The organism is Acetobacter zythi (assembly GCF_963921165.1).
Taxonomy (GTDB): Bacteria; Pseudomonadota; Alphaproteobacteria; order Acetobacterales; family Acetobacteraceae; genus Acetobacter.
In genome coordinates this window covers 359,052-378,244 of sequence record NZ_CAWUEO010000001.1, presented here as the reverse complement: position 1 = coordinate 378,244, position 19,193 = coordinate 359,052, and the positions used below count along the sequence as shown (strand labels likewise).

Here is a 19,193-nt window from a genome sequence, read left to right as displayed (position 1 = left end):
TACGTTCCACCACCCCTTTTTGTGTGTGCTCAAGAGTGCGGAAAAGCCCTTACGCCCTGCGCACGATGTAGGACAGACCCAACGCTTTGGTAATAAGGGCCGCGTGTTCAGGGTCACGCGCTTCAATCATCACTTCCAACTGGGCGGCCTGCACGGATGGGGCGGCAAAAAGCCGCTGGTGCGAGACTTCTATAATATTGCCGCCAGCTTCCCCAATGGTTTTGGAAATATCGGCCAGAACACCCGGCCGGTCGGGAATTTCCATGACCAGACGCAGAATGCGGCCATCACGCAGCATGGCGCGCAGGAGGGTGTTGGCCAGAATGCGGCTGTCGATATTCCCGCCAGAAATGGGGAGCGCTACCTTTTTGCCCCGGAACAGTTCGGGGTAGGTCAGCACGGCGGCAAGGGCTGCGGCCCCTGCACCCTCGCTGACCTGCTTGGCCCCTTCGGCCAGCAGGGTAATGGCATTTTCAATCGCACATTCAGAGACAACCAGAACCTTGTCGACCTGCTTGCGAATGACCTCATCCGTCTGTTTGCCAATCTGGAGTACGGCAATGCCCTCGGCAATGGTGGAACCACCATTGGGGTGTGTGGCCGGGCCGGGGAAGGCGGAAAGGGAATCGTAGGATTCAACCTGTACGCCAATCAGCTCCATATTGGGGCGCATGGCGCGCGCGGCAACGGAGCAGCCAGCCAGCAGGCCACCCCCGCCAATGGGGGCGACCAGCATGTCCAGATCGCCCGCATCTTCAAGCAGTTCCAGCGCGCAGGTGCCCTGGCCTGCCATAACGGCGGCATCATCATACGGATGGACAAAGGTCCGGCCTTCGCGGGCCTGCATGTCCTGTGCGAACATCAGGGCTTCGGCAAAGGTCTCGCCTTCAAGCACCACACGCGCACCCCAGTTGCGGGTCCGCACCACTTTGCCTGCGGGGGTGAACTTGGGCATAACAATAACCGCGTCAATACCCAGCAGGCTGGCGTGGCGGGCTACCCCCTGTGCATGGTTGCCTGCGGATACGGCTATTACGCCGCGCGCGCGTTCCTCCGGGGTGAGCAGGGCCAGCTTGTTGGCGGCCCCACGTTCCTTGAAGGAGCCAACAGCCTGAAGGTTTTCCAGCTTGAGCGTAATGTCCGCCCCCGTTGCGCGGGAAAGCGCGTGCGAGGCCAGAGTAGGCGTGCGGATAACCTTGCCACGAATGCGCTCGGCCGCGGCGGTGACATCTTCGAACGAGATCATATCAGATGAATTTGACGGACAGGATTTCGTAAGTCCGGTCGCCGCCAGGAGCGGGCACGGACACGGTGTCGCCTTCCTGCTTGCCAATAAGAGATTTGGCGAGCGGGGATGAGATGGAAATCTTGCTCTGTTTGATGTCCGCCTCGTGCAGGCCAACGATCTGGTAGGTGATTTCCTTGTCCGTATCCTCGTCAACAAGGCACACGGTTGCGCCAAATTTGACATGGCTGCCAGACAGGGAGGAAGGCTCGATCACCTCGGCGGTGGAGATCAGTTCTTCCAGTTCCTGAATACGCCCTTCAATAAAGGACTGGCGTTCGCGCGCGGCATGGTATTCAGCATTTTCCGAAAGGTCGCCATGGCTGCGGGCTTCCGCAATGGCGCGGATAACAGCGGGGCGTTCTTCTGATCTCAGCTTGCGTAGCTCATCTTCGAGCTGAAGCAGGCCCTTGCCCGTCATTGGAGTTTTCTGCAAGACGTGTCCCCAGAATAAAAGCTGCCGGACCTGCTGGCCCGGCGCAGTAGTTACATCAATAGTCGCGTCGGGTGACGCCTCACACTCGTGGGGTTTGGCCCGGCATGGAACGGATGGGGCAGCCGGTCCGGCTACCCCGTGCGCTCAGAACGAACCACTAAAGTATGACTGAAGTGGCGCAACATCAAGCGGTCCTTCGCGCATTGCCGCAATGGCATGGATTGCAGCGCGCGCGCCCGCCATGGTGGTGTAGTGCGGAATGCCCAGTACAAGGGCGGAACGGCGGATGTCAAAACTGTCCGCAACGGACTGTGCGCCCTGTGCGGTGTTAATGACCATCTGCACCTCGCCCGAGCGAATGGCGTCCACGCAATGCGGGCGGCCTTCGAGCACTTTGTTGACCACATTCACCTCAATGCCGGACTCACGCAGTTTGCGCGCCGTGCCCCGTGTGGCCACAATGTTAAAGCCCATGGAGGCCAGCAGGCGGCCCAGCGGGGGCAGTTGCGGCTTGTCGCTCTCACGCACGGACAGGAACACCGTTCCGCTCATGGGCAGGCGCACGCCAGCCCCAAGCTGGGATTTGGCAAAAGCCCGCTCAAAGGACGTATCCAGCCCCATGACCTCACCCGTGGAGCGCATTTCCGGCCCCAGAATGGTGTCAACCTCGGCAAAGCGGTTGAAGGGGAACACCGCTTCCTTGACCGCCACATGGGGCACCACGGCCCGGTCGTCCAGATTAAAGCCGCTCAGCTTGCTGCCCGCCATAACCCGTGCGCCAATCTTGGCTACGGGAACCCCCGTTGCCTTGGCCACAAACGGCACGGTGCGCGAGGCACGCGGATTGACCTCCAGCACAAAGATCTCCTGATCCTTGATCGCGTATTGGACGTTCATCAGCCCCACAATGCCAAGCTCACGCGCCATGGCTTCGGTCTGGGCCTTAAGCTCGGTCACAATGGCGGGGGAGAGGGTGTAGGGCGGCAGCGCACAAGCACTATCACCCGAGTGAATACCCGCTTCCTCAATGTGTTCCATAACGCCTGCCACGTACACGTCCGTGCCATCGGCAATGCAGTCCACATCGGCTTCGATCGCTTCGTTCAGGTAGCGGTCGAGCAGAATGGGGCCGGAGGAAATTTCATGCCCGGCAACGCGCAGCACGTCACGCATGTAACGCTGGAGGGAGGCGCGGTCGTACACAATTTCCATGGCCCGGCCACCCAGCACGTAGGACGGGCGCACAACCACCGGGTAGCCCACGCGCTCGGCCACGGCCTCGGCTTCCTCGGGGCTGCGGGCAATGCCGTTTTCGGGCTGGCGCAGGCCAAGCTTGTGCAACATGGCCTGAAAGCGCTCGCGGTCTTCCGCACGGTCAATGGCATCGGCCGGTGTGCCCAGCAGCGGAATGCCTGCGGCCTCCAATGCGCGGGAGAGCTTGAGCGGGGTCTGCCCGCCATACTGCACAATGCAGCCCTTGACCGTGCCGTTACGCTGTTCGCAACGGATGAGGGCAATAACGTCCTCGGCCGTGAGCGGTTCAAAGTACAGACGGTCGGAGGTGTCGTAATCGGTGGAGACAGTCTCGGGGTTGCAGTTGACCATAATGGTTTCATACCCGGCCTCACGCAGGGCGTAGGCGGCATGCACACAGCAGTAGTCAAACTCGATCCCCTGACCAATACGGTTGGGGCCACCACCAAGGATAATGATCTTTTCGCGGTCTGTCGGGTTGGATTCACAGATCGGGGGGGCAAAATGCCCTTCGTAGCTGGAATACATATACGGTGTGGCGGAGGTAAACTCGCCAGCGCAGGTATCAATCCGGCGGTAGACCGGGGTAACACCTGCTTTTGTGCGCAGTGCGTCCACTTCCTCGGGCTGTGTGCCCGACAGGCGGGAGAGCTGCACGTCTGAAAAGCCAAGGGCCTTCAGGCGGCGCAGGCTTTGTGCGTCTTTGGGCAGACCGTGGTGTTCCACTTCGCGCTCGGCACGGATGATTTTTTCCATCTCGCGCAGGAACCACGGCTCAAACTTGCAGGCTTCGTGAATGGCCTCAACCGACAGGCCAGCCCGCAGCGCCTGAGCAGCCATGAGAATACGCTCGGGCCGGGGCTGGGAAAGAGCCGCACGGAAGGCGTCCTCCCCACCATCGCCGGGGGCTTCTACCGGGTCCAGCCCATGCAGGCCGGTTTCCATCGAGCGCAGGCCCTTCTGGAGAGCCTCTGGGAAGGAGCGACCAATGGCCATGGCCTCACCAACCGACTTCATGGAGGTGGAGAGCAGGGCCGGAGCGCCGGGGAACTTTTCAAACGTAAAGCGCGGAATCTTGACCACAACGTAGTCAATCGTCGGCTCGAAGGAGGCCGGTGTTGTACGTGTGATGTCGTTTTTGAGTTCATCCAGCGTATAACCGACCGCAAGCTTGGCCGCGACCTTGGCAATGGGGAAACCCGTAGCCTTGGACGCCAGCGCGGAGGAGCGCGAGACGCGGGGGTTCATCTCGATCACCACCATGCGGCCATCGGCGGGGTTAATGCCGAACTGCACGTTGGAACCACCCGTTTCCACCCCAATGGCGCGCAGGCAGGCCAGCGAGGCATCGCGCATACGCTGGTATTCCTTGTCGGTCAGCGTAAGGGCGGGGGCGACTGTAATGGAGTCCCCTGTATGGATGCCCATGGGGTCGATGTTTTCGATCGAGCAGATGATAATGCAGTTGTCCGCCGTGTCGCGCACAACTTCCATTTCATACTCTTTCCAGCCCAGTACGGACTCTTCAACCAGCACTTCCGTGGTGGGAGAGGCGTCCAGACCGGAAAGGATAATCCGCTCGAACTCTTCACGGTTATAGGCAATGCCACCGCCCGAGCCACCCATGGTAAAGGACGGGCGGATAATGGTGGGGAAGCCAATCTGCTTGAGCGCTTCGTGCGCTTCGGCCAGCGTGTGGGCAATAAAGCTGCGTGGGCTTTCAATGCCAATGGCGTCCATGGCCTCGCGGAATTTCTGGCGGTCTTCGGCGCGGTCGATCACATCGGCCTTCGCACCGATCAGCTCCACATTATGCTTTTCCAGAAAGCCCGAGGCATGCAGCGCCATGGCTGTGTTCAGCGCGGTTTGCCCACCCATGGTTGGCAGCACCGCATCGGGCTTTTCCTTGAGAATAATGCGCTCGACCACTTCTGGCGTAATCGGCTCCACATAGGTGGCGTCCGCAAGGCCGGGGTCGGTCATGATGGTGGCGGGGTTGGAGTTGACCAGAATAACCCGGTAACCCTCCTCTCGCAGGGCCTTACAGGCCTGCGCGCCGGAATAGTCGAACTCGCACGCCTGACCGATAACAATGGGACCGGCGCCGATGATGAGGATGGAGCGGATGTCTGTCCGTTTGGGCATGATGCGTTCGGTCCTGTTAGTGCTTGACGCCGTTGGTGTCGATCAGGGTGACAAAGCGTTCGAACAGATAAAAACTGTCGGACGGGCCGGGGCTTGCTTCGGGGTGGTACTGCACGGAAAACGCGGCGTATTTGTCCGATGCCAGACCTTCGTTCGAGCCATCAAACAGGCTGACATGGGTAACATGCGCGTTTTCGGGCAGGGTTTTGGCGTCTACGGCAAAACCGTGGTTCTGGCTGGTAATTTCCACCTTGCCGGTTGCAAGGTCCTGCACGGGCTGGTTTGCCCCCCGGTGGCCGCGTTCCATTTTGTAGGTCTTGGCCCCCAGTGCCTGTGCAAGTAGCTGGTGCCCAAGGCAGATGCCAAACAGCGGTATGCCCGCTTCAAGCACGGTGCGGATGGCGGGCACGGCGTAGGTTGCTGTGGCCGCAGGGTCCCCCGGACCGTTGGAGAGGAACACGCCTTCGGGCTTGAGGGCCAAAATCTGCTCGCCCGTGGTGGTGGCGGGGACCACGGTTACGTCACACCCGGCACTGACAAGGCAGCGCAGGATGTTGCGTTTTGCCCCGTAATCCACAGCCACAACCTTCCGGCGTTTGCCCGTGGGGGCTGCGGTGTTGTTGGGCCATGACCACACACCTTCGGACCATTCATAGGGGGCTGTGCAGGTCACTTCCTTGGCGAGGTCCATGCCCTCCAGCCCCGGCCACGCCGCCACGTCTGCTGCAATGGCGTCCAGATCGAACCTGCCATCGGCAGGGAAAACAAGGGCTGCGGTCTGTGCGCCGCCATCACGGATTTTCAGGGTCAGGCTGCGGGTGTCCACGCCTGCAATGCCGGGGGTGCCGTGCTGCTTGAGCCATGCATCCAGACTGCTGGTTGCGCGCCAGTTGGCCTGCTCGGTCGGGTCTTCCTTGACCACAAGCCCAAGGGCTGCGGGGCGGGTGGCCTCGTCATCAAGCGCATTCGTGCCAACATTGCCGATATGCGGGAAGGTAAAGGTAATGATCTGCCCGGCAAAGGAGGGGTCGGTCAGGGTTTCCTGATACCCGGTCATGCCGGTGGAAAAGCAGATTTCCCCAATGGCGGGCTTGGGTGTGAAAGCGCCAAAGCCTTTCCCCCACAATACGCTGCCATCAGCGAGAACAAGAGCGGCGGTCGCGCCATCCGGGCGGGCTTGAGGCATGGATGATCCTGTCTGGCTGCCTCCCGCAAGCGGGGAGGGTCTGTCTGTAACTGCGGGTGTGGGCTGGAGGTCCTGAAGGGAAAGACCCGTGGCCTGGGCAATGGCTGGCCAATGGCGGGAGGGAATGGCCTGCGCCTGCCGCCATTTGCGAATGGCCTCGGTGCCAACGCCGGTCAGCCGCGCTGTGGCGTCTGCTCCGCCAATGCGGGCTATAATGGAGTCGATTGACATGGGCATGTGCAAAATGGTTCCTCCCGGAGCGCTCTTTTAGCAGCATGTCAGACAGGTGGGAAGAAATTTCCCACATGCGCGCGCTGGGTGCGTGGGAGGCTGGGAAGTTTTTTCCCGCTAAAGCTTTTTTTCGTGGCGGGTGATATGCTCCGCAGCGATTATAAACACATATGGAGCGTAGAAGAAGCATGACCCTTCGTGAAAGCCTGATGGCAGACCTGAAAACCGCAATGAAGGCAGGCGAAAGCGCGCGCGTTGCCACCATTCGTATGGTCACGGCCAAGCTCAAGGATGTGGAAATTGCAGGCCGTGCCAAGGGCAATGAAGGGCTGAGTGAGGAGGAAGGCGTGTCCGCCCTGCGCGGTATGATCAAGTCCCGCACGGAATCCGCCACCCTGTACCGTGATGCCGGTCGCCCGGAACTGGCGGATAAGGAGGAGGCCGAAATTGCCGTCATTCGTGGCTACCTGCCGCCAGAACTGGACGAAGCAACCCTGAACGCCGCCGTGGCCGAAGCCATTGCCTCCACAGGGGCTGCCTCCATGAAGGATATGGGCAAGGTTATGGGGGTGCTTAAAGGCAGGTTTGGTGCTGCGCTGGATATGAGCCGCGCAAGTGCCGCCGTAAAAGCCCTGCTGGGTTAAGGCTTAGGGTGGCAACGGCTCCAAATGGCCATTGATTCCAACTTTCTGGATGAGTTGCGTGCGCGCACCCCCATAACGTCCGTCATCGGGCGCAGGGTCAAACTCGCGCGTTCTGGCCGGAACTGGAAAGGTTGCTGCCCGTTCCACGGGGAAAAAACGCCCTCGTTCTATGTGTACGACGACCACTTCCATTGTTTTGGCTGTGGTGTGCATGGAGATGTGATCTCCTTTGTCATGCAGATGGAGGGCAAAAACTTCCCCGAGGCTGTGGAGGAACTCTCCTCTGCCGCAGGCATGGAAGTGCCAAAGGATACCCGCGTCACGCGTGAGCAGGTGGCCCATGCCCGCTCTTTGGAAGATGTGCTGGAGGCAGCGCAGGCGGTGTGGTCCGCCGCACTTTACAAACCCGAAGGGCGCGCAGGGCTGGACTATCTGCTCGGGCGGGGGCTTACGCGGGAGACTATAGCCGCGTTTGGTCTGGGCTGGGCCAGCGCGGGGCGGGGGCATCTGGTGGAAGCGCTGGCTCCACAGGGTATTACGCCTGAGCAGATGGCGCAGGCCGGGCTGATGCGGGTGGATGAGGACGGTCGGCCCAAGGGAGAACTGTTCTGGGGGCGTGTGACGTTCCCGATCCGTGACCGCAAGGGGCGGCTTGTCTCTTTTGGTGGGCGTATTCTGGGGGATGGGCAGCCCAAATACCTGAACGGGCCGGAAACTCCGCTTTTTTCCAAGCGCAGGCTCCTGTTCGGGCTGGACCGCGCCCGTGCTGCCGTACGGGCGCCAAGGCCAAAGGGCGTGGTGGCCCCGGACCTGATTGTGGTGGAAGGGTATATGGATGTCATAGCCCTGCATCAGGCGGGTTTTACGGGGGCTGTGGCCCCTTTGGGTACGGCCCTCACACCCGAGCAACTGGAGGTGTTGTGGCAGGTCGACCGCGCCCCCATCTTATGTTTTGACGGTGATGGCGCGGGCAGGCGGGCTGCGGTCAAGGCGGCGGAAACCGGGTTGCCTCTGCTGGCGCCCGACCACACGCTACGCATCTGCCTTCTGCCCGATGGGGAGGACCCCGATAGTCTGGTCCGCCAGCGGGGGGCTGCGTTTGTAGCCGAGTTTTTTGCCGGGGCATCGCCCCTGTCCAGCGTGCTGTTTGACCTGCTGGTGGGCGGTGTGACCAGTCCGGGGCCGGAGGAGCGGGCAGCCCTGCGGCGCAGATTGGCCGAAGTGGCCGCTCTTATTCCGGACAAGGCTCTGGCATCGGAATACCGTGCAACGCTGCTGGACCGTTTTTTTGCAACCTTCCGCCAGCAGGGGCGGGGGAAGCAGCAGGGGGGCAGGTCCGGTTTTGCGCCGCCGGGCGCCGTGCAGGATTCGCACACGGTGGATATGGACCAGGTGCGGGAGCAACAGCGGCTTATGCTGCTGTTGTTAGTAGAGCACCCACAACTGGTGGCGGAAATGGAAGAAGCCCTGTGCCGCCTTGACTTACCAGTGGATTTTGCGCCATTGCGTGGTGTGCTGCTGGACTTGTCGGCCGATGGTCGTCTGCCCCAGACAGGGGATGACCTGCGGGCATGGCTGAAGGAGCACGGGCAGGAGGCAACTCTGGCGCCGCTCATGCGTGTTGATGGCACAGGTCTGAGCCATGGAGACGTAGAGATTGTTGCCGCCAGAACACGATGGTGGCATTTTTACGGCTTGTTGTACCGTGACCAGTTCATACGTGAGGTTACGGACGATGTGGCCCGTTTTTTTTCCGAAAAAACGGGAGATACCAGCCAGTGGCAGAGATTACAGGCGCGGCTGGAGGCCATGGAGCGCCTGCGCCGTGGCGGACTGGATGATGCGGATATCTGAACAGAAGCTGAATGTTCCTGAGGGTGTTCCTCTTGACTTCGCGCTCAGTATATCCCACGTCCTGCCCGCCCCGAATAACGTGAACAGTGTAGTGTAATAAACTGGTCGTTCTGTATCCTGTCCGGGATGCAGATGGGGGGAGGAGCAGGTCTGGCATGGCGACAAAAACGGCATCAACGAACGCAGCGCAGGAACAGGATGGTGATTCCAGCCTGTTGGATACTCAGTCATCCGCGGTCAAAAAGCTGATCGCAAAAGGGCGCGAGCGGGGATGCATCACGTTTGATGAGCTGAATGCCGTTCTGCCGCAGGATAAGATGTCCTCCGAACAGATCGAGGACATTATGGCCGTCCTGTCCGAAATGGGCATTCAGGTGGTCGAAAGCGAAGAGAGCGAAGAAGGCGAAGCCCAGAAACCTGCCGAAGACGATGAAGAATCGGATGAGGAAGAGGCCGAAGCCGAAGCGGATGCAGAAAGCCCCGCCGCAGGGAATGTGAACGAAAGTGCGGGTCGCACGGATGACCCCGTTCGTATGTATCTGCGCGAAATGGGCACGGTCGAACTGCTCTCCCGCGAAGGCGAAATCGCCATTGCAAAGCGGATCGAGGCTGGCCGGGACGAAATGATCGGCGGCCTGTGCGAAAGCCCGCTGACCTTCCGCGCCATTATCTCGTGGCATGAAAAAATCCGTAACAATGAAATGCTGCTGCGTGACATTGTGGATCTTGAAGCCATGCAGAGCGGCGGCCCGATGGAAGAAGGGGCCGAGGGCGCTGAAGGCGAAGGCTTTGCCGAATCCGAGACCGAAGAGGCGGAAGAGTCCGATACCGAATCCGAAGGCGATATTGAAGGCGAAGGCAGCGGCCTGTCCCTTTCCGCGCTGGAAGAAAAGCTCAAGCCCGAAATTCTGGCCCATTTTGCTGAGATCGAACCGCTCTATGAGGCCCTGCGCAAATTGCAGGTACACCGTATTGAAGCCCTGACATCTGGCGAAGATGTGGACGGCGCGTTTGAGGATAATTACATCGCTCTGCGTGACCAGCTGGTCAGCAAGGTTGAGCAGGTTCACCTGCACAACAACCGGATTGAAGATCTGGTGGCCCAGCTCAAGCAGATGTTCCAGCGCCTGAACGTGCTGGAAGGGCGTATGCTGCGTCTGGCCGAAAGCTGCCGCGTCTCGCGCGATGATTTTTTGATGAAGTACCGTGGCCGCGAACTCGATCCGGGCTGGATGGACATGGCCTCCGCCCTGCCGGGCCGGTCATGGAAAAACTTTGTTGCCAAGCACGCATCAACAGTTGTGGACCTGCGTAACAACGTGGCGGGTCTGGCGCAGGAAACCGGTCTGCCAATTGGTGAGTTCCGGCGTGTTTACGCCACGGTCGCCCGTGGTGAGCGCGATTCCGCCCGTGCCAAAAAGGAAATGATCGAAGCCAACCTGCGGCTGGTTATTTCCATTGCCAAAAAATATACCAACCGTGGTCTTCAGTTCCTTGACCTGATTCAGGAAGGCAATATCGGCCTGATGAAGGCGGTGGACAAATTTGAATACCGCCGTGGCTACAAGTTCTCCACCTATGCCACGTGGTGGATCAGGCAGGCCATTACCCGCTCTATTGCGGATCAGGCGCGCACCATCCGTATTCCTGTGCATATGATCGAGACCATCAACAAGCTGGTGCGGACCTCGCGCCAGATGCTGCATGAGATCGGTCGGGAACCCGCTCCCGAAGAACTGGCTGAAAAGCTGGGTATGCCGTTGGAAAAAGTGCGCAAGGTGCTCAAGATCGCCAAGGAGCCAATTTCTCTCGAAACCCCGATCGGGGATGAGGAAGACAGCCATCTTGGGGACTTCATCGAGGATAAATCGGCGGTTATCCCCCTCGATGCGGCAATCCAGACCAATCTGCGTGAAGCAACGACCCGCGTTCTGGCCTCGCTCACCCCGCGTGAGGAACGTGTGCTGCGTATGCGCTTTGGTATTGGCATGAACACCGATCATACGCTGGAAGAGGTCGGCCAGCAGTTTAACGTAACGCGTGAGCGTATTCGTCAGATCGAGGCCAAGGCGCTGCGTAAGCTCAAGCACCCCAGCCGGAGCCGCAAGCTGCGTTCCTTCCTGGATGATAACTGATCTAGGCTTTCTTCAGCCGGTTACGCGCATGAGGGTGCTTGTCACCTTCATGCGTATGGCCCGCCCTCCCGCACTGCCACCCCTGGTACTGCCACAGGGATGGGTGTTTGAAGACGATGTGCGTCTTTCCGTCTCCCAGTACCGGGCCTTGCATTTTGGTGTTGGGCGCAACTGCTGCTGGTGGATGCGGCAGGTTCTGTCGGACAAGGCATTGGCCCATCTGCTGGCCACCGCTCCCATAAAAGTTGGTCTGTTGCGTGAGCACGGGCATATTCGCGGGTTTTATGAACTGAACCTGACAGACCCGCAGGATATCAATCTGGCCTATTTTGGCCTGCTGCCCGATGCCATTGGGCAGGGGGTTGGCCGGGCTTTTCTGGATGGGGTGTTGCGCCGGGCATGGGCTTGCGGGCCTGAGAGCGTGCGGGTCAACACCTGCACGGCGGATCATCCCCGTGCCCTACCGCTTTACAGGCAGATGGGGTTTGAGGTGATCCGGCGCGTGGAGGAGGAATGGGATGTGCCAGACCGGCTTGGTCTGGATATTCCTGCGCATCTGCGCTGCTAAATATCTTGCATTTCCGGGCGGGGTGTGGTTGACACTCCCTTTCCCTGCCGGACTCAGGCATTGGTCCGGCTATACCCTTGGTTTCTGGCTTGTTCAGAGGCACCGCTGCCGAAAGGGTTCGGCACGGGTGGGTTGATTGTATCCGAAGGGAGCAAACATGCCACTTTACGAAAGCGTGCTGATTGCACGTAATGACATTTCTCAGCAGCAGGTGGACGCTATTCTGGACGGTATTGCCGCTCAGATCGAAGCAGACGGCGGTGCCGTTCGCAAGCGTGAATACTGGGGTCTGCGCAGCCTTGCATACCGCATTAAAAAGAACCGTAAGGGCCATTACGCTCTTCTGGGTCTGGAAGTGCGTTCCGAGCTGCTCAAGGAAATTGAACGCCAGTTGTCCCTCAATGAAGACATCCTGCGTCTGCTGACGCTGCGGGTGGAAGAAATTGACGAAGCTCCGTCCCCCGTTCTGTCCCGCAAGGGCGAAGATCGTGGCGAACGCGGCAGCTTCCGTGGTGGCGCCAAGCCAGCCGGTGGTCGTTTTGAAAGCGGCCGTGGTGGCCGTCGCGGTGGCGACGACCGGGTTGCTGACCAGCCAGAAAACGCAGCGGAGTAATTCAGATGTCTGAAACCACAGAAATCAACCCCGCCGCCCGTCGTCCGGCTGTTGGCGCACGTCGTCCGTTCTACCGTCGTCGCAAGTCCTGCCCGTTCTCCGGCCCCAACGCGCCGAAGATCGACTACAAGGACGTGCGTCTGCTCAGCCGCTTCCTGTCCGAACGTGGCAAGATCGTGCCGAGCCGTATTACGGCGGTTTCCGCAAAAAAGCAGCGTGAGCTGGCGCAGGCTATCAAGCGTGCCCGCTTCCTGGCTCTGCTTCCTTACGTTGTAAGCTGAGGGGAACAACCATGGCTGCTACAGAAGTAATCCTGCTCCAGCGCGTAGCGCATCTGGGTCAGATGGGTGATGCGGTAAAGGTTCGTCCGGGTTATGCCCGTAACTACCTGCTGCCGCAGGGCATGGCCATTCGTGCGAACGAAGCCAACCGCGCCCGTTTTGACCGTGAACGTGCTCAGCTTGAAGCGCAGAACATCAAGAACCGCGAAGAAGCAGAACGTCTGTCCGAACGGATGGAAGGTCTGGCGGTTGTCCTGATCCGTCAGGCTGGTGACAGCGGTAGCCTGTATGGCTCCGTAAGCCCCCGCGATGTGGCAGAGTCCGTGACGGAAGCTGGTTTTACCATCTCCCGCCAGCAGGTCTCCCTTGCACACCCCATCAAGTCCCTTGGGCTTTATGAGGTTAAGGTTTCCCTGCACCCGGAAGTTGTCGTGTCTGTTATCGTTAACGTTGCCCGTTCGCAGGAAGAAGCTGAACGTCAGGCACGTGGCGAAGCGACCTCCGTGGAAGAAGAAGCCACTCTGGCCGGTGACGAAGCCTTTATTGAAGGCGAAATCGTTGCTGACGCCGAAGACGCTGAAACTCAGGAAGCATCTGCCTGAGTTTTCGCTTCTGCGAGAGTATGAAAAGAGGATCGGCTTTGGCCGGTCCTTTTTTTTTGTCGGTTTGTCGGTTTCGTTCTATGTAGTTTCTGGAGATTTTTACACATAGGGAATTTTGAGCATGAAGCGCATTCTGGGGCCGATCTTGCGGCATTTTGTAGAATCCGGCTCCCTGCGCGTGTTATGGCCAGATGGTGCCAGCAATACCTACACGGGCAAAAAGCCCGGACCACAGGCCGGTGTGCATCTTAAAAATACGGCAGCGGTCAAATCTCTGGTGCTCAACCCCGGTCTGGCATTTGGTGAAGCGTATATGGATGGCTGTCTGGAGCCATTGGACTGCACGCTCTACGACCTGCTGAACCTGCTTATGCTGAACGCCATGAACCCATCGGGGCATATAACGGAGCAGTTTTCCGCTGCTTTGCGCTATGTGCGGCGCGGCTGGATCCAGTTTAACTCCACCTCCCGCTCCAAGCAGAACGTGGCCCACCATTACGATCTGGGGAACAGCCTTTATGCGCTGTTTCTGGATAAGGACTGGCAGTATTCCTGCGCGTATTTCCGCACGGGAGAAGAAACGCTGGATGAGGCGCAGGAGGCCAAAAAGCACCATATTGCCGCCAAGCTCAAGCTTGATCGCCCCGGTCTGGAGGTGCTGGACATAGGTTGTGGCTGGGGTGGTATGGCCCTGACACTGGCGCGTGATTACGGCGCGATTGTAACCGGCATTACCCTTTCGGAAGAGCAGTTGGCTTTTGCGCGCAAGCGTGCGCAGGATGCAGGGCTTGCGGAGCGTGTTCATTTTGAACTGCTGGACTACCGGCATTTACAGCGCAAGTTTGACCGTATTGTCTCGGTTGGTATGTTTGAGCATGTCGGTGTTGGGCACTACAAGGCGTTTTTTGAGACAGTCCGTAACGCCCTGAAGCCAGATGGTATTGCGCTGATCCACTCCATTGGCCGGAGTGATGAACCCGGAACCACCAACCCGTGGATGAACAAATACATCTTCCCCGGTGGGTATTCTCCCGCACTGAGCGAGGTTTTTTCCGCCGTGCAGCAGACCGGGCTATGGGTTACGGATTGCGAGATCCTGCGCCTGCATTATGCCAGAACCATTGCCATCTGGCGTGAGCGTTTTGCCGAACGCCGCGTGGAAGCTGTGGCCATGTATGATGAACGCTTTGCCAGAATGTTTGAATTTTATCTGGTTGCGGCGGAACTCGCCTTCCGCGTGCAGGGGCACATGAACTTCCAGTTGCAGCTTTCCCCCTCCATAAGCGCGGTCCCCTACACCCGCGATTACATGGTGGACGCGGAAAGACGCCAGACCGCCAGCTAAGGCTAAGGTCTAACCCAGAGCCAGATGTGCACGCGCCAGTTGGTCAAACTCTGCAATGCTCAGGGTTTCGGCCCGGCGGGTGCCGTCTATACTGGTGGCATCCAGCAGCTTTGCGCCGTTCAGGCTTTTAAGCGACCCTCGCAGCATTTTGCGTCTTTGGCCGAAGGCTGCGGCAGTAACGCGCTCCATGGCCTTGAACAGGGCAGGAGAGGGCTGCTCATGGTGTGGGGTAATGCTGGCCACAGCCGACCAGACTGCCGGAGGGGGCGTAAAAGCACCCGGGGGGAGCTTCATCACCACAGAACAATCCGCGCACCACTGGCTTAACACTGCCAGACGGCCGTAATGTTCGCTGTCGGGGGCTGCGCATATCCGTTCGGCCACTTCCCACTGGAACATCAGGGTCAGGCGTTCCCATGCCGTACCCTGGCGCAACCACCCGATGAGCAGGGGCGTTGCAACATTGTAGGGCAGGTTGGCTACAATCTGCCGGGGGGAGGGGCAGAGTGTTGTCAGGTCATGCTTGAGGGCGTCGGCCTCGATCACGCGCAGGCGGTCGGGGTAAAACTCGGCCAGTTCCGTAATGACCGCCACGGCGCGCGTGTCCAGTTCCACAGCGGTAACCGTGCTGGCCCCCGCGGCCAGCAACGAGCGGGTTAGGCCACCGGGGCCGGGGCCAACCTCCACAACATGCTGCCCGGCCAGAGTGCCTGCAAGGGCTGCAATATGGTCGGTAATGCCTGGGTCGAGCAAAAAGTGCTGGCCCAGAGCCTTGCGGGCGTCCAACTCATGCCGGCGAATAACATCGCGCAGGCTTTCCAGTTCGGGAGGCAGGATTACGCCCCTTTCAGTTTAACGTGCAGGTCAATCATGGCGCGGCGGTGCAGATCGCTGTCAAGCTGACGGGCTGCCTGCTCTACGCGTTCGTTCATTAACTGGTCCGCAATTTCGCTGGGGGAGCGGTTGGAAAAGTTCTTTTCCGTTTTGGAGCAGACCATAAGCAGGTCAATCCCCTCGCGCGAGACCATGGGGCGGGAAGCCTGACCAATGGGAAGCTCCGCCAGAACGGACTGCATTTGTGGGTTCAGGCGCTCAAGGGGAAGTTCACCGGGGTTGCTCGGGCGTTTTTCGCCTTCGGCCTTGTTGGCGGCTTCCATATCCGGGCAGTTATGGGTTGTTTCGATAATGTGCATAGCCCGTTGCAGCGCGGCTTCCTGCTGCGGGGTTACGTGCTGGGGGTCCAGTGGTGTGTCAAACGATACAAAAACCTGACGGACATCGACCATATGGCCCATTTCCTTGCCCACGATCCGCTTGCCGTTCAAGGACACAATCAGGAACCCGCCGGGCACGGTAATGGGGTTGGAGACCGCGCCAACACCTACAGGCATCTGCCGCACAATATCCACAACACTTGGGTCCAACTCATCTTCCTGCACCCAGCCCATGGAGCCGCCATCCAGCGCTGTCTGGCTTTGGGAGAACTGGGCGGCCACAATGGGGAAGGGAGCGCCCTTGTGGAGTTCGTCAATAACCGTGTTGGTAAAAGCGAGTTCTTCTTCCGCGTGGCGGGGGTCATCCACCTTGACGAAAATTTCGCTAATTTCGTATTCCGTGCGGCCTTCTTCACGCTTGAGTGCGGCCTGACGCTGGGCAATATCGCCTGCGGAGACGCGTGAGCGCGGGCCAAGTTCCTGCCGCAGGACCTGAATCCAGCCAATCTGTACGCGCAACTGGTCGATGAGTGTGGTCAGGGAAACGCCATCCTGCGCAAGGTGGCTGCGCAGGGTGCCTTCGGGCATGCCATTCCGTTTTTCAATATTGCCAATGGCTGCGGCAATCTGTTCGGGGGCAATGTTGATGTGACGGCTCAGAATTTCCTGCGTCCGCAGTTTTTCATCAATCATCTGACGAATAATCTGTGGGCGCAGGCGGGCCATCAGGTCATCGGATACGGGCAGGCCAGTGGAAAGGGCAAAAAGCTTGCCGCGATTGTCCACGTCTCTTTTGGTCAGGGGGATGCTGTTCACCACCGCGACAATCATATCATCGGGTTCAGGCTGCGCCACGGGGGCCTGCGCGGTTTTTGCGGCTGACGTGCGGTGGTGTGTGGCCGCCACAGCAGGGGGAGCCGCCACACAGACCGGAAGGGCCAGCGCGGTAAGAGAACAACAAGCCAGTGTTAAGGAGCGCAGACGCATACGGAACGGTCTTTCAGCTTTCTGCCATATCAGAACGATCTGTTTGTGATACCGGAGATGGCACTATTTTTGAAGCAGTTCTTACTTGAGGCCAAAAGCCCCAAGCGTTTTAAGGCTTACCGTGACCAGATAGGTCGAGTTACGCTGCTCCCCACCGATGGTGGTGTATTGCTTCAGATACATGAAGTCGATAGCGAAGCAGTCATTATCATACCCAAGATCCCCCCCCAGAGAGACGAAGTTCTTGCGTGAAAGGCTGCGCCGGGAAAAGCCTGAAGCGTGCCAGTTCCGCCAGTCCACGGACACACCGCCGCTGAGTTCGCTTGTCTGCGTTGTGTAGAGCTGGTTGGGGGGAGAGGAGCGGTAGTTGGTCGCAAAATAGTAATAAGGCGTCACAGGCTCGTAAATATAACCGCCACGAATGCGGAAATGCGGCACACCGGCACTGAACAGCGCATCGCCAAAATTGATTTTGGTCGTGTGCGGGTCCAGCCGCATGCGGGCTGTAAAGTCAAAATACTGGCTGGGTATGACGCGTGCACGCGCCACCACGTCCGAGGCATGGTGGTCCAGCCCGGAGTAGGGGAGCATGTCATGCGTAATATGCTGCTGAAAACTTTCGCCCGCCAGCAGGTCCACTACGTGGCCGTCCCATGTCCAGTTGGCGTGAATGCCCACATTGCCGCGCAATCCGCCATCCAGCCTGTCTGTTCCTTGGTAGCGGTTGAGGGCGAACAGCGTGCTATCGGTAAATTCGTAGCTCATGCTGTCTTCGTTGGGGATCATGTCATTTGTCCCCGCGCCGGTATTGGGGGCGTAAATACCCTGCACAATTGGCTCGATCAGCTGGGTGCCCCGGCCATGTTCAAACGTGCGGACAAAGGGCCAGTTGGTTTTTAAGGCGATGGTGGGCAGCACCTGCCCGCTTACGGTCGTACGGGAGGTATTGTAGTAAGTGGGTTGCTGGTACAGCTTGCGCGCGCGGTAGACCATTGAGTCCAGTCGCAGGGTTAGCAGGAACTGCTGGCCCATTTTGGTATGGAATGGGCGGTTCCAGTTCAACTGGAGTTCACCACGCTGGTCAGACACGCCGTTTCCACGGCGGACGTTAAAGTCCGTTGTGTCAACGCTCAGGCGGCCACCCAGCGCATCCGGCTGTCCTGTAAAGCTGTAGGTATAACGGGGCAGTACAAGGGGCAGATCCTTGTTATGAATGATACCCTGGTTCAGCCCCTGATAGTACTCGCCGTCTAGGCGGCTGTAAGAACCGGTACCAAACCCTTCCACATGGGCGGTGGAGGTAAGGGTATCTTCCCCATAGCCCTGCACACGGTAATCGCGCATGTAGTTTGCGGAGCTGGCCAGTTTGATATTGGCGCCAGCCCGCCAGTATTTGTTAATGGAAAAATCACCGCGGGCGAAAATATGGCCTTGCATGCCATGGTTGCCCCCGCTGTTTTCGGGTTGGCCAAAGCTGTTGGTGTAGGACTCGTTCCTATGGGTGTCATAGGCGACCCCGCCACGGATGCTCAACTGGCCAAAATTCAGGTGGTTACGGTAAAAGGCGCTGAGCTGCGGTCCTGTTTTGGTGGCGAACAGGCCCTGCACACTCATGTCAGACTGCTGATTGATGACCCAGTAATAGGGAATTGTAAAATAGGTGCCAAGGTAGCGGTCATGCGGCGTTACGCCGGGCATGAGAAAGCCGCTCCGCCGCTTGGCAGATGGGTCGGTCATGGAAAAATAGGGTAAATAAATGACCGGAATGCCCATAATATCCAGATAGGCATCGCGGAAGTCTATTTTCTGGTGTTCAAGGTCCTGCGTCGCGTTAAAGGCGCGGAACTGCCAGAAGGGCGGACGGGTTTTGTCTTTTTCACAGATTTCGCAGGCCGTGTACACGGCGCGGCTCATGTCGTTAATTTTGCCGCCGGTACGCCGCATGCCGTTGGCCGCCATTTTGGCGTTGTCTGGCATGGTGGCGTTTACGTGCAGCATGATCCCGTCCTTCATGCCGCCTGTCAGTTCCGCATAATGGGCGTATATGACCGATCCGTTCGGTTGGATGGTGGCCACATTCCCGCGTGCGGCAATAAGGCCCGTATCCCTGTCATATACAATTTTGTCCGCGCGCAGGACCCGTTCGCCCTGCCAGACCTGCACGTTGCCCGTCCATGTTACGGTGTGTTCGACATCGTTGTAATCAACTTTGTCGGCCTGAAATGTTGCGGGGTCGTTGGGGGATGTCTTCTGGCTGGGGTTTACGTGCATGGACTTGGGTTTGAACTGCGCAAACGCGGCCCTTGGCTGGCTGATAACCAGACATGCCGCAACACTGCCCAGTGCGGTTGCAGCACTCAGGGTGGAGCGGCGGCGCAGCAGGGCGCAGCAAAAAGGCCGGAGCGCCACGATC

The 19,193-nt window shown here is 59.1% G+C and carries 15 protein-coding genes; 8 read left to right on the top strand and 7 right to left on the bottom strand.

Features of this window, described 5'->3' with window-relative positions; translation table 11 throughout:
- Positions 1 to 49 precede the first annotated feature (49 nt).
- The 4 genes from AABE20_RS01865 to carA form a co-directional block, all read right to left on the bottom strand.
- Complete coding sequence (locus tag AABE20_RS01865) at positions 50 to 1,246, bottom strand: threonine ammonia-lyase (RefSeq protein ID WP_338331565.1); 1,197 nt, start codon at positions 1,244 to 1,246, stop codon at positions 50 to 52.
- A gap of 1 nt (position 1,247) precedes the next feature.
- Entirely contained in the window at positions 1,248 to 1,721 is a 474-nt protein-coding gene (gene greA, locus AABE20_RS01860) for a transcription elongation factor GreA (protein WP_338331564.1), read from the bottom strand.
- Between the two features lie 144 nt (positions 1,722 to 1,865).
- Positions 1,866 to 5,120, bottom strand: a complete 3,255-nt coding sequence (gene carB, locus AABE20_RS01855; RefSeq protein ID WP_338331563.1) for a carbamoyl-phosphate synthase large subunit — start codon at positions 5,118 to 5,120, stop codon at positions 1,866 to 1,868.
- 16 nt (positions 5,121 to 5,136) lie between these two features.
- Positions 5,137 to 6,543, bottom strand: coding sequence for a glutamine-hydrolyzing carbamoyl-phosphate synthase small subunit (gene carA, locus AABE20_RS01850; protein ID WP_338331562.1), 1,407 nt, complete (start codon positions 6,541 to 6,543; stop codon positions 5,137 to 5,139).
- Between the two features lie 182 nt (positions 6,544 to 6,725).
- Between carA and AABE20_RS01845 the strand changes: the two genes are divergently transcribed.
- The 8 genes from AABE20_RS01845 to AABE20_RS01810 all read left to right on the top strand — a co-directional run bounded on the left by AABE20_RS01845 (position 6,726) and on the right by AABE20_RS01810 (position 14,579).
- Positions 6,726 to 7,181: a GatB/YqeY domain-containing protein gene (locus tag AABE20_RS01845; protein ID WP_338331561.1), complete on the top strand. Its 456-nt coding sequence runs from the start codon at positions 6,726 to 6,728 to the stop codon at positions 7,179 to 7,181.
- 24 nt (positions 7,182 to 7,205) lie between these two features.
- Positions 7,206 to 9,035 (top strand): DNA primase, encoded by a 1,830-nt coding sequence (gene dnaG / locus AABE20_RS01840; protein WP_338331560.1) that lies wholly within the window; start codon positions 7,206 to 7,208, stop codon positions 9,033 to 9,035.
- Between the two features lie 155 nt (positions 9,036 to 9,190).
- Positions 9,191 to 11,170 (top strand): RNA polymerase sigma factor RpoD, encoded by a 1,980-nt coding sequence (gene rpoD / locus AABE20_RS01835; protein ID WP_338331559.1) that lies wholly within the window; start codon positions 9,191 to 9,193, stop codon positions 11,168 to 11,170.
- Positions 11,160 to 11,738 (top strand): GNAT family N-acetyltransferase, encoded by a 579-nt coding sequence (locus tag AABE20_RS01830; protein WP_338331558.1) that lies wholly within the window; start codon positions 11,160 to 11,162, stop codon positions 11,736 to 11,738. The genes rpoD and AABE20_RS01830 overlap by 11 nt, the downstream gene beginning before the upstream one ends.
- 157 nt (positions 11,739 to 11,895) lie before the next feature.
- Positions 11,896 to 12,351 (top strand): 30S ribosomal protein S6, encoded by a 456-nt coding sequence (gene rpsF / locus AABE20_RS01825; RefSeq protein WP_086647171.1) that lies wholly within the window; start codon positions 11,896 to 11,898, stop codon positions 12,349 to 12,351.
- A 5-nt stretch (positions 12,352 to 12,356) separates the two neighbouring features.
- Positions 12,357 to 12,632, top strand: coding sequence for a 30S ribosomal protein S18 (gene rpsR, locus AABE20_RS01820; protein ID WP_025827191.1), 276 nt, complete (start codon positions 12,357 to 12,359; stop codon positions 12,630 to 12,632).
- 11 nt (positions 12,633 to 12,643) lie between these two features.
- Entirely contained in the window at positions 12,644 to 13,234 is a 591-nt protein-coding gene (rplI, locus tag AABE20_RS01815) for a 50S ribosomal protein L9 (protein WP_338331557.1), read from the top strand.
- A gap of 121 nt (positions 13,235 to 13,355) precedes the next feature.
- Positions 13,356 to 14,579, top strand: a complete 1,224-nt coding sequence (locus AABE20_RS01810) for a class I SAM-dependent methyltransferase (protein WP_338331556.1) — start codon at positions 13,356 to 13,358, stop codon at positions 14,577 to 14,579.
- Positions 14,580 to 14,588: 9 nt separating this feature from the next.
- Here the strand turns inward: AABE20_RS01810 and rsmA are convergent, their stop codons facing one another.
- From rsmA to AABE20_RS01795, 3 genes are all read right to left on the bottom strand, one after another.
- Complete coding sequence (gene rsmA / locus AABE20_RS01805) at positions 14,589 to 15,416, bottom strand: 16S rRNA (adenine(1518)-N(6)/adenine(1519)-N(6))-dimethyltransferase RsmA (RefSeq protein ID WP_338331856.1); 828 nt, start codon at positions 15,414 to 15,416, stop codon at positions 14,589 to 14,591.
- Positions 15,416 to 16,780 carry a peptidylprolyl isomerase gene (locus AABE20_RS01800; protein WP_338331555.1) on the bottom strand — a complete coding sequence of 455 codons (1,365 nt, stop codon included), beginning with the start codon at positions 16,778 to 16,780 and terminating at the stop codon, positions 15,416 to 15,418. Before AABE20_RS01800 ends, rsmA begins: the two co-directional genes overlap by 1 nt.
- An 81-nt stretch (positions 16,781 to 16,861) precedes the next feature.
- A complete protein-coding gene (locus AABE20_RS01795; RefSeq protein ID WP_338331855.1) occupies positions 16,862 to 19,189 on the bottom strand; it encodes an LPS-assembly protein LptD in 2,328 nt (775 codons plus the stop codon).
- Positions 19,190 to 19,193: the final 4 nt, after the last annotated feature.